12 protein-coding genes are annotated in these 11820 nt (G+C 45.3%); 5 read left to right on the top strand and 7 right to left on the bottom strand.

The window, feature by feature from the left end; translation table 11 throughout:
- Position 1 precedes the first annotated feature (1 nt).
- From ACFQ3J_RS04275 to ACFQ3J_RS04260, 4 genes are all read right to left on the bottom strand, one after another.
- A complete protein-coding gene (locus ACFQ3J_RS04275; RefSeq protein ID WP_091157248.1) occupies positions 2-928 on the bottom strand; it encodes an ABC transporter permease in 927 nt (308 codons plus the stop codon).
- A 3-nt stretch (positions 929-931) separates the two neighbouring features.
- Positions 932-1864, bottom strand: a complete 933-nt coding sequence (locus ACFQ3J_RS04270) for an ABC transporter permease (protein ID WP_251581337.1) — start codon at positions 1862-1864, stop codon at positions 932-934.
- Between the two features lie 15 nt (positions 1865-1879).
- Complete coding sequence (locus tag ACFQ3J_RS04265; protein WP_251581335.1) at positions 1880-2704, bottom strand: M55 family metallopeptidase; 825 nt, start codon at positions 2702-2704, stop codon at positions 1880-1882.
- Between the two features lie 216 nt (positions 2705-2920).
- On the bottom strand, positions 2921-3244 hold the full coding sequence (locus ACFQ3J_RS04260) for a DUF3870 domain-containing protein (protein WP_091157257.1): 324 nt from the start codon (positions 3242-3244) through the stop codon (positions 2921-2923).
- Positions 3245-3627: 383 nt separating this feature from the next.
- Between ACFQ3J_RS04260 and ACFQ3J_RS04255 the strand changes: the two genes are divergently transcribed.
- From ACFQ3J_RS04255 to ACFQ3J_RS04240, 4 genes are all read left to right on the top strand, one after another.
- Complete coding sequence (locus ACFQ3J_RS04255; protein WP_244533200.1) at positions 3628-5304, top strand: PhoX family protein; 1677 nt, start codon at positions 3628-3630, stop codon at positions 5302-5304.
- Positions 5305-5349: 45 nt separating this feature from the next.
- Positions 5350-5589: a twin-arginine translocase TatA/TatE family subunit gene (gene tatA / locus ACFQ3J_RS04250; RefSeq protein WP_091157259.1), complete on the top strand. Its 240-nt coding sequence runs from the start codon at positions 5350-5352 to the stop codon at positions 5587-5589.
- Positions 5586-6326, top strand: coding sequence for a twin-arginine translocase subunit TatC (gene tatC, locus ACFQ3J_RS04245; RefSeq protein WP_251581333.1), 741 nt, complete (start codon positions 5586-5588; stop codon positions 6324-6326). Before tatA ends, tatC begins: the two co-directional genes overlap by 4 nt.
- 149 nt (positions 6327-6475) lie before the next feature.
- Positions 6476-7795: an MFS transporter gene (locus tag ACFQ3J_RS04240; protein ID WP_251581331.1), complete on the top strand. Its 1320-nt coding sequence runs from the start codon at positions 6476-6478 to the stop codon at positions 7793-7795.
- A 127-nt stretch (positions 7796-7922) separates the two neighbouring features.
- Here ACFQ3J_RS04240 and ACFQ3J_RS04235 read toward each other — a convergent pair whose 3' ends face one another.
- The 3 genes from ACFQ3J_RS04235 to ACFQ3J_RS04225 form a co-directional block, all read right to left on the bottom strand.
- Entirely contained in the window at positions 7923-8819 is an 897-nt protein-coding gene (locus ACFQ3J_RS04235; protein WP_091157266.1) for a chemotaxis protein, read from the bottom strand.
- A gap of 208 nt (positions 8820-9027) precedes the next feature.
- A complete protein-coding gene (locus ACFQ3J_RS04230) occupies positions 9028-9954 on the bottom strand; it encodes an AEC family transporter (protein WP_251581329.1) in 927 nt (308 codons plus the stop codon).
- A 33-nt stretch (positions 9955-9987) separates the two neighbouring features.
- Positions 9988-10902 (bottom strand): serine/threonine protein kinase, encoded by a 915-nt coding sequence (locus ACFQ3J_RS04225; RefSeq protein WP_251581327.1) that lies wholly within the window; start codon positions 10900-10902, stop codon positions 9988-9990.
- Between the two features lie 287 nt (positions 10903-11189).
- Here ACFQ3J_RS04225 and ACFQ3J_RS04220 point away from each other — a divergent pair, with 287 nt between their 5' ends.
- Positions 11190-11819, top strand: coding sequence for a chromate transporter (locus tag ACFQ3J_RS04220; RefSeq protein WP_251581325.1), 630 nt, complete (start codon positions 11190-11192; stop codon positions 11817-11819).
- Position 11820 lies beyond the last annotated feature (1 nt).

Genomic DNA, 11820 nt, shown 5'->3' with positions numbered 1-11820 from the left:
GTTACCTCCTCTGCTTCGGATCAAATATCTGATGAAGACCGTCACCCAGTAGATTAAATGCCAGCATCGTCAAAGAGATAAATAATGATGGGAAAAGCAGCCGCCACCAATAACCGGATAATATCGTAGACATTCCGTCATTTGCCATCGTGCCCCAGCTTGCAAGTGGAGCCTGAATGCCAAGGCCAAGAAAGCTTAAGAAAGCTTCCGAGAAAATAGCCGACGGAACCGAGAAAGTGACCTGCACGATGATGACGCCAAACGCATTAGGCAGCAAATGTCTTCGAATGATGTTCCACGAACCTGCCCCCAGTGCTCTGGCAGCGAGCGTATATTCAGAGGATTTCAGCTGTAGAACCTGTCCACGCACGATTCGCGCCATGCCGATCCATCCAGTCGCAGTTAGCGCCACGATGATTGTAAGGAGGCCGGGACCCATGGCAACCATGAGCAAGATAACAATAAGCAAATACGGAATACCGTACAAAATATCAACAATCCGCATCATGACATTGTCAACTCGGCCGCCGAAGTATCCGGCGATCCCGCCGTAAATGACCCCAATCGCAAAATCGATGACAGCAGCGATAAGTCCAACCCCAAGCGAAATCTGCGCTCCGTATATAATGCGGGCAAACACATCGCGTCCAAGATCATCCGTTCCAAACCAGTGGGCTGCGGACGGCTTCTGATTGGCATTCACCAGATCCTGATCCGCATAGCCGTGTTCAGCGATGAGAGGACCGAATACAGAGAATACACTGAGTAGAACGATGACGATGAGTCCTGCAAAGGCAAGCTTGTTCTTGTACAGCAGTATCCATGCCCTTTGCCAAGCGGGAATCTTTGGTCTTACAATCGCTTCCGCCTCTCCGGCTTGGCGTTTCATGGGTACAAATAGATGATCAGGTACATGGGGTGCTTGCATAACCTAAGCCCCTTTCTTATGAAGTTTAATTCGCGGATCAATCAGGCCGTACAAGATATCAACGATAAACATCATGATAATGAGCAGCGCGCTATAAAATACGGTCGTTCCCATAATGACGGAATAATCGCGGTTATTGATGCCATCGACAAAGTATTTTCCCATTCCCGGAATGGCAAAGATCTTCTCAATAACGAAGCTTCCCGTCAGGACGTTAGCCAGCAAAACGCCAAGCAGCGTAATCACCGGCAGGACCGCATTACGAAGAGCATGCTTCACGACAATAGTAAAAGGTGGAAGACCTTTGGATCTGGCGGTATCGATGTAGTCTTGAGTCAGCACCTCTATGAGATTTGCGCGAGTAAGTCTTGCGATCGTAGCGATCGGTCCAGCCGCTAGCGCCAGTGCAGGGAGTACCATGTGCCTCCACGTTCCCCACGTGGCTACCGGCAGCAGCTTGAGTTCAACCGCGATATATTTAATTAGCAGCGGTGCAAGCACGAAGCTTGGAACAGCAACCCCAATAACAGCCAGAATCATTGCCATATAGTCGATGATGCCGTTTTTTTGCAGGGCGGCGATCGTTCCCAGAAGAATACCGATGAGTATGGAAATACCTATGGCCACAATGCCCAGTTGAAATGAAACGGGAAAACCCCGTTCAATCATACTGTTAACACTGTCGGGGTAATGAGATATGGAAGGACCCAGATCCAAGGTTAGAAGAGATTTTAAATATTCGAAGTATTGAATGTAGAGAGGCTCGTCCAGATGATAGAAGGACATCATGTTCTGGATTACATTGGCGTTCGCTTCCTTTCCATCCCGGTCAAACGGCGACCCTGGAATCGAATGCATTAATAGAAAGGTAATCGTAATGATCAGCCATAACGTAACGACCATAGATATGAATTTACGAAGAATATATTGTGCCATGACATGACTCCTTTATCAGCAAAATGCAGTTCTCATTGCAAGCTCAGTCATTACAAGCATGGCTTGGTAGGCTTCAAGGATGTCGTCTGCCTGATAGGATACGACTGGGGAATAACGTTCCATCTTCGTTTTGGGCATAAGGTGAGCCCACTCTGCCTGGCCGTAATTGGCAAACTCTAGCGTCAGAAGCGGATTCGCCGGTGGAAGCAGCGGCTTGACGCGTTGTTTGTTCGCTAATGCTTCAATCGTCTTCTCCCTCAGGAGCTCACCACTCTGGGCGGGGGTCAAGCACAGCGCTGACGTGCGTGAGATTTGTTTTTTTACAATAGCGGTTGTGACATAAGGAATCAGCTCCTCGGCTTCCGCTGCGGTCTCATCATCCCCTGCCACAAGCAGGACGGGAACTCCAAAATGTCCTGCAACATAGCTATTGAATCCAAGCTCCCCTACAGCCACTTCATTGATGTACATATTCCGAATGCCGAAGATCATCGAGTGACTTAGCACTCCCGGCCTTGCAGCTCTTGAATGGTAGCCGAGAAATGCAGCTCCCTCATAGGTGGAATCGAGACCCTGCATCATGGAGTAGGGTTTCACATCTCCTGATATTAACTGTGCCCTTGGGTACAGCTCCTCAATGATCAAATTATTCATTTTGGAATGACTGTCGTTAACGACAACTTCACCAATTCCTTCACCAAACGCCGCTTCGATCACATGATTGGCCTCAGCCGTCATAATCCGTTGACCCCGGTTATAGTTCCGCTTAGCAGAATCGACGAAAGTATCATCCACAAGACCAGTAACGCCTTCCATATCAATTGAAATATACAGTTTCATTCAGAACGGCCCCCTATAAAATCGTAATTTGAATGCAAAGCTCTACTAGAGAATAAAAAAACAGCAAACCATAACTCGGGCAGCTGCTCCTTACATGAGAACATGTCTGACCCTAGTTATGATTTGCTGGATTTCATTTACGATATGTTGTACGCAAGGCCTGATATATGACATAGCCGGTACATGTGAATAAATAAAGCAGCACATCTTCTATATTCAATTATGGTTAATGATCGAGCGATACTTCTTCTGTGCATCCTTAAAGGCGACAATAATTGCCTTCTGTGAGGAGCCGTGATATCTCGAACGAACCTGCTCACTTATCGTATCCAGATCATTCATCGTCTTCCCTATAAACAGAGTTCTGACAAAGGCGGAGGTCAGCGGAATGGTCGAAGAGCAGCCGGCATCCACAATCTTATCATTGGTTGTATCAATAACCAGACCGATAAAAAAAGCACTAAACTGCTGTGTAATCGGATTATTCACCGAGGTCTGTGCATCGCCTACGATATAAATCGTATCCGGATTATAGTCCAATGGCTTGTCCTCCTGGATCAGCTTCAGCTTAAGCGTCGATCAAGGATGCAAGCGACTCTTGTCCCGAGTTCCTGCGACTTGATTAGACATCTGAAGTTGAATTATGTAATTTATTCTAACAACAAACTAACTTATTTGTAAATATCATTTATGAAATTGTTTCAACTATGTAAAATGATGTTCATAACACCCCTTATCCTCTTCATCTGAGCTTGAATTATGTCAGTTATATGTTATATAAGGACAGGAATTCATCCATTCAAATCTACTTATTTTACATTTCTTTTGCATTGAGATGAATTGGAATTTACAAACTCCGCTTATGCTTGTTTACATGAGGATTTGTCAAAATCCGACTGATAAATAACAAGGAGTGTGTTCTTTTGAGCGAAAAAACGATTGATCGCAAAACATTTCTATCCTATCTTGGTACAGGCGCTGCTGCCCTCGCCGCTGCTTCTGCCGGACTTGGTACGCTTGACGGTAAAGCCTCTGCAGCATCCAGTGCGAACCACCTCTTTGGATTTAATACCAATAAAGTTACGGGATTTTTCGATCCAATTGATCCTTCTATGGAAGACGAGCTCGTCTTGCCAAAGAACTTTAAGTATGACGTTGTTGCTGCCTTCGACGATATTATTAATCCGGCAGGAGAAAAATTCGGACAAGGTGCCGACTACAACGCATTCTTCCCTATCGAAGGATCGAATACGAGAGGACTCCTTGTTACAAATCATGAATACACGAATATCTTTGCCCTCGGTCCAGTAGCGGACAGTGGTCCTACCAAGAAGCAAATCGAGCAAAGCCTCTATTACCAAGGCATGTCGGTCACAGAAGTATATCGAGATGAGCAAGGTGTGTGGAAGCTTGATCCGACTTCGAAATATGCACGCCGTATTACAGGCTTCACTTCTTTTGATATTACGGGTCCTGCTAAGGGCACAAAGGTATTGGGAAATGCAACCAAAGCACAAGGTACATTTGCTAACTGCTCCGGCGGAGTCACATTATGGAATACGGTATTGTCCTGTGAGGAGAATTTCGAAGATCTCGCCGGTCAAGCGAAGCTGCCTGAGACACATTATGGCTGGGTTGTAGAAGTGGATCCGTTTGAAGCCTCTTTCCGCAAAAAACATACCGCACTTGGGCGATTCAATCACGAGAATACGGCAATGGGCATCGCCAAAGACGGACGGGTAATTGTATATATGGGCGATGACAAGAAGGACGCCTGTGTGTACAAATTTATCAGTAAAGGGAAATACAACAAAGCGAGCGGACGTGCAAATTCTGCCTTGCTTGAAGAAGGCACACTGTATGTTGCCAATCTTAAAGTTGGCAAGTGGGCTCCTGTAACCATTGAAGCCGTAAAAGAGGTTCTCTCTTCCGACAACTTTAAGAATCCCTATGGTGTATCAGGTACGAAGGAAGAGCTGCAGAAAAAGTTCACTTCCCAAGCCGATGTCGTAACTTATTGCCACCAGGCTGCTCTGCTTGTCGGCGGTACTCCAACCGATCGCCCGGAGGATATCGAAATCTCGCCATTTGACAGCACGGTATTTATTTGCCACACAAACAACGATATTCATGGCAATATTCACGGTCATATTACCCGTATTTTTGAGAACAACGATGATCTCGGATCACTTGAATTCAATTTCGAAATCTTTGCTGCCGGCGGCAGACAATCCGGCTTCAGCTCCCCGGATAATCTGGCTTTTGATTCGAACGGCAACTTGTGGGTCGTGACCGACATTTCAACAAGCAGTCACAACAAGGGCGTATATAAATCGTTTATGAATAACGGTTTGTTCGTCATCCCTACAAGCGGCAACAACCAGGGTCAAGCACTGCAATTCGCTTCGGGTCCTAAGGATTCAGAGCTGACAGGTCCATACTTCACACCAGATGAGCAAACTCTGTTTATTTCTGTACAGCATCCCGGTGAAATGACGACAGACCTGAAGAATCCAACGAGCACATGGCCTCACCGTAAAGGAGATAAGAAGGCGCGTTGCGGAGTTGCAGCGATTAGCGGATTTAAGCTGGGACTATAAGTCAGCAGTTGGTTTCGTAATCTAAATTCTACAGGAGATGATATTATGCCTGGAATCGGCAATATCGGAATCGGCGGACTTGTTCTGATTCTTATTATCGCGCTCATCATATTTGGTCCATCCAAGCTGCCTGAGCTTGGACGTGCCTTTGGACGGACACTCAGTGAATTCAAGGGGGCCACTCGTGGACTGATGGGTGGAGATCAAGATGAGGAAGAGAAGAAAAAACAAACCGAAGCGGGCAACACTGCTTCTGTTAGCAGCTCCGGATCTAATTCACAATGAGTAACAATCCAAACGAATTAAACATGATAGGGCATCTGGATGAGCTGCGAAGCCGGCTCATTCAGACGCTCGTCACCTTCCTGCTCTGGATGGTCATCGCCTTTATCTTTGTAAAGGACATCTATGATATTCTTGTATCGGATATGGAGCGCAAGCTGATCATTCTCGGTCCATCAGATGTCATGTGGGTGTACTTCATGATCGCAGGTGTGGTTGCTATTACCTTGACGATCCCTGTGGCAGCATATCACATATGGAAGTTTGTTCAGCCTGCTGTGCCGACCGCTGCCCAGCGTTCTACATTAATTTTTATACCTGTTTTGACCCTCATGTTTATACTCGGTATCTCCTTTGGTTACTTTATTTTGTTTCCGATGGTGCTTCATTTTCTGAATGAGATGGCAGCAGGTTCGTTCGAGACAATGTATACTGCGCAGAAATACTTTACTTTTATGATCCACATGACGGTCCCTTTTGGCCTGTTATTTGAGATGCCTGTCGTCGTCATGTTCTTGACCAAGCTGGGCATATTAAATCCAGCCAAGCTCGCGAAGGCTCGCAAGGTTTCCTATTTTATTCTTGTCGTCGTTGCAGTCACGATCACACCGCCGGATATCATGTCCGACATTCTTGTCATTATCCCTTTATTTTTACTCTATGAAGCGAGTTTAACGATATCAAAAATGGTATACCGTAAGCAGCTTCAGTCTCAGTCAGAGTCGAGTCTGGCCGCGTAAACTAACTAAGTTCCAATCCCGTAATAGCCCTGTTTATGCTCCTTCATTCCCGACGGAGCATAAACAGGGCTGTTTTAGTTTATTATCCTGTTCTTGACAAACAGCTGGGCATACAGGCTTAATAGATTAGGACAGGAGGAGAAGACAACTTGAGGATTTGGCAAAAATGGAATGCGGAAATTAGAAGCTGGCCCCGCAATATCCAGCTTTTTTTTCTTGCAAATATCCTATATCAAATGGGCGGAGGCATGTTCTCCGTGCTCTACAATTTATATATTCAGGATCTAGGCTACGACGCAACGATGAATGGTACCATTATCAGCGTGCAGTCCATTGCAACGGCTATCATGTTCATTCCTATAGGACTTCTCGGCGACCGATTAAGCAAAAAGCCGATACTCATTATAGGCGCGCTCTTCAGCGGACTAACCTTTATTGGACGGGCTTTTGCTGTAGGGGAACCTAATCTTTTATGGCTGGCCGTATCTTCAGGACTATTTGCTTCTTTCTTTCAAGTACTTGCTATCCCTTTTCTAGCCGGCAATGTCGGCGAGCATAATCGGCTGCGGCTATTCAGTATCCATGCTTCCCTTGTGCTGGCAGCCCAGGTAATCGGCAGCTTTGGCGGCGGAGTGCTTGCTGATGTGCTTGGTTACTTTGGTATCCATAGCCTTTCTAGTTTACAGATCGTTCTGCTCCTGGGCGGTATAGCCACATTTCTTGGTACGCTTCCGTTATTTCTAATCAAAGATTCTCCCGTAATACATCAACCTGCAGCTGCAATTCGCTCGAACACCGTTTCTGAATCGAATATGAACAGAAGCGTACATACCAATACGGCAGCAGAGCAGTCGAAATCTGACTTTCAGATCATTAAGCACTTTGTGCTGACACAGCTCCTGATCGGAATAGGATCTGGTCTGGTTGTTCCTTACTTGAATTTGTATTTTACAGACCGGTTTGATATCAGTCTCAGCCTGATGAGTGCCCTAATCTCGTTAGGTCAAGTTATGACCATTATATCGATGATGATTGGACCTACCCTTGTTAACCGAGTAGGACCGATTCGTGCGATCTTTATTTTTCAAAGCATGTCTCTGCCTTTCCTGCTGCTGACCGGCTTCACCCATTCATTACTTATTGCCTCCGTCAGCTTCTTGTTCAGACAAGCTCTAATGAATGCGGCAAACCCGATTTTTTCATCGATACTAATTGACCATGTGTCAGATCGAAGACGAGGCATCGCGAATTCACTTATGCAGACCGCCTTCATGATCGGCTGGGCTACGATGGGCCCTGTCCAATCCTATCTCGTTACAACTTACGGCAGCTATCAAGGGTATGCCATTACGTTCACCATAACAGGAGTTCTGTATGTTCTGGCTTCTACCTGGTTCTATATGGTGTTTCGAAACAAACATACCAATAAGCTGGAACAACCTGTGCCAGGCAAATCTTCCTCCATCTGATTCAATTACGCTGCGCAAAATACGGAAGTAAAAAAAAAGCGATCACTATAAACTCATGTCACTCATGTCAGTTCATAGCAGATCGCTTTTTATATTCATTATCATTATAAATCTCTTGCTTGATCCCTTATTTCTTTTTTCGTCCTTTATTAGCAGAGCTGCCAGCGCTCAATGAGTCCTTATCCCGGTTCACATACGTATACGTTTCGGCCAGCTTCTCCGCTATATGTCTGACCACCTTGCGGTTCTTCATATAACCATTATGACAGAAAGGATTCCAGAAGGTCAGCGGATTACCTACATTCAAATCAATGTCCTGCTTTACCGCCTTCTCATAGGCGGGGTCAATATTTCGCAGGGGGTATCCCAATATATCATCCTTGTCAAAAAAATTAACCCATTCTCCTTGCAGACCCGGGAAAAGCTCCTGACCTTCCTTGGACGGCACGACAATCGGCTTGCTAAAATCGCGATATCTCAGACTCCATAACGGAAGCGTTGTACCGAGTGAATAAAAATGCGTCAGGGTATCTCCTCTCTCTAAGGGTGAGGTGGTATCGATAACTCCTGGAAAGTGCCTTGATGTATACTGCAAATCGTAGAAAAAGTTACTTGCTATTACGCTGCCCAAGCTATGTGACACAACACATAAGGGAGCATTGTTCCCTACTCTTTGCGATAAGCTGTGCAGTGTATTACTGATCGTCTGGTGCACGGCATCATAATTATGTCCATTCGTGTCGACCGGTTGGTATGCGACAGCATCCGCCAAATAGTAGATAAGGTATCGGCGGAGATGCTTGTAGCGAAGCTTCTTACTTAATACCAGCTCCTGATAGATCCTCTCCTCCTCCTTACCGAATACATCGGCCCAGTAAACAGGCTCTACTTCGATGTATGGCCTAGCGGAAGGTACCTGCATGACACTTGAGAAGGCTTTATCCAGCTTCTTCATGAACCTTTCAGCGTATTCCTTCTTCTGAAGCCCCAGTCCATGCACCACAATGACCGCAATCTTCTGCACCTTCACCCTCTCCCCTCTATCATGTATAAGATAACAGAGCTTAACATTCACAAGATTTCATAAAACCGAATTAAACGAAATTCTGAAGTGAATACTCATCCATGGAGATATAGGTATGTATGTTCCCCTATTGTATACGATGCAGGTCCTTTCGAACATTGGTCATAAGTCCTTATTTTCCGCATAGGAAGTCGGCTGTTCAATGAGATTAAATTTGCAGGACTGCAATCGTTCCCGTTACTGTCAGCGTACTCAATAGTGTCGAAAAAAAGACCGTTTGAGAAGAAAATTCCGGTTCATTATCGAACTGTACGGCGAGAATCATACTGCTGAGTGATGTCGGTACCGCAGATGAGACGATTAAGGCCTTGGCAACCAGCCCGTCGATCCCCATCATCCATACGGTAAGTGCGGCCAGCAGCGGACCTGCAATGAGTCTTAGAAACACAGAAATGGCTACATTCGTACTGCCCTTTTTCGCGAAAGTCCATTTCATCGCTCCCAACTGCACACCGAGCGTCAAGAGTGCCATGCCAATAAATGCAGTATATAAATAATTCAGCGGTGTCTGGATGCTATTCGGAAGAGGCACTTCAAGGAACCTCAGCAGGAGAGCTGCGGGAATGGCATAGATCACAGGCTGTCCCGCGATCGTTCTCCAAATATCCTTCAGCTTGGCACGGTGAGCATTGACACTGTAAATTCCATATGTATTCGGTATGAAGGATTGAAGCATAAGGATAATGACTTGTACGCCAAGCGTCAGCGGATTACCTGAGAAGGCAAGCTGGTTAATCGGAAGTCCATAATTTGCGCTATTGGCGAACAGTACGCTGTTACGCAGTGCAGCAGGCATTCCGCCCTCCAGCTTACGGATTTTGATAAAGACAGAACATACGACATATTGCAGCAGCATGAAAATAAAGAAAAAGCCTATGGCCTGCCCAAACAAAGACATGGTGATGTCTGTCGTATATAAGAGATTAAAGACAACGGCCGGAGACAGGATATAGAAGTTAATGTTTGATAACGTTTTGACATCAAGTCCTCTCGTTCGTCTGACGATAAAACCTACAGCCATGACTAGAAATAAGGGGATGACGTTGTTCAGCAAAATGTTTAAAAATAGGGTCATGATGTAAGATCCTTTCTATAGAAAAAGCTTTCTTTACTCAGAGGAATGACGTTGTTTAAGAACATGTAAATGATTCATGAATTCATCGGTACTTGAATATGGCTCCTTCAGCTCAAGCAGCCGTTCGATAACCTTCTGTAACTCGGGCGAGATTGGCAACTCCTCCTGCCAGCTCCGTTCAGAATCTGTGCCATCCGCGGACTCGTAGCTCGAATACAGCATGAACAGCATAAAATGTCCAATATCTGCAAGGTCGGATTGCTCCTCTGCCAGCTTGATCTGCGCTGCATAGGAATGGCTATTGCTGGCTGCCTTGGGCCGATTGGCCGTTTTTAACTCCTGTGTACACCTTGTCTTCCGTGTCTTCTTTGGCTTCATTCGGTTCTTTTGATTCTTCTGAATCCCTTGCGGCGGTGCTTCGCCGATTTGTCGTGCCAGGCCAAAATCAATTAAGCTAAGTCTCTCATCCTGAAATAGCACATTCGGAATTCGCAGATCCAGATGAACATACCCTTTCTTATGAATATACTGGACTACATCCAGCAGCATGAGTGTCATTTCAATACAAGAAGCTTCATCATATTTGCGGCCCTGCTCAAAGATTAGATCCTCGAGTGTATCTCCCTCTACATAGGTCATGACAAGATAGGTGTGCTTGCCTTCATTAAAAAAATCAAGCTGTTCAGGAATCTGCGGATGACGGAGCGCCTGAAGTATGTTCCTCTCTCTTGCCAGCAAATGCTGTGCATATTCCCCCTTGCTGGGTCTAGACTGCTTAAGTGCAACGATTGCTCCACTCTTCTGATCTAGACATTTATATGTCATGCCATAGCTTCCTTCACCAAGCAGCTGCAAATTGACATATCGATCCCCAAGCACCGTATTTATTTCTGCTGGATAATCTCGCCATGCGGACAGGAATGAGCCCAGGAATGAAAAAAAACGCATAAATCAACGATTCTCCTTTGATGAATAGACTGTGAACGCTTTATTCACATCGCCCATTTATTATAGCATCAATCTGCGAATGTGGATTTCACGAATTAACGCCATTTGAGTTCAGTCCGGTAGTTTATACCAATTTAGAATAAAGATTACTTATTTTTCACAAATTAATCGGCTTATAGTCGTGATAAACTAGCTATAAAAAGTTAATTAACCGCAAGTTAATTTCATTTTGACAAAAAGATGCTATAATGACGATATATTCAGTCAACAAGAGGTGAAGACTCATCATGACTTCAGGCGTGAAAAACACAATTAAACGATGCTTTCAATTATTTTGGCTTTTCTTTAAAATAGGACCTTCAACCTTTGGCGGTGGATATGCAATGATTCCCGTGCTTGAACGAGAGATTGTGGAGAAACGGGGCTGGATCAGCAGACAGGAAATGAATGATCTAATGTCCTTGGCTGGATCCGCTCCGGGTGGTGTTGGAGTTAATGCTTCCGCTTTTATCGGGTATCAAATAGGTAAAGTGCCAGGAGCTATAGCCGCCACTGTCGGGATTACGCTTCCGACCTTTGTCATTGTTTTTATTCTAAGCAGCATCTATTCTGCCTTTCAGCATGAACCGAAGGTGCAGGCCGCTATGAAGGGAATTCACGGCGCGATTATCGGTCTGATTGCCGTCGCTGCATACAAAATGGGCAAGAACGCTCTGTTTGACCGCACCACGATCACCATTGCAGCCGCATCTCTGATTGTATTAATGGCTACGAGCATTAATCCGACTTTGATGATCCTGATTGGACTTGTACTCGGGATGGTCATCATCTCTGTTAAGAGAAGACTTGGAATGATGGTACAAACCGAGAAGAAATCGGCTTCAGAACATTCAGCAACGATCGAATATTACATTTAGG

Origin of the sequence: Paenibacillus provencensis (assembly GCF_042678545.1) — a bacterium.
GTDB classification, from domain to species: Bacteria; Bacillota; Bacilli; order Paenibacillales; family Paenibacillaceae; genus Paenibacillus; species Paenibacillus provencensis.
This window is presented reverse-complemented; position numbering and strand designations above follow the sequence as displayed.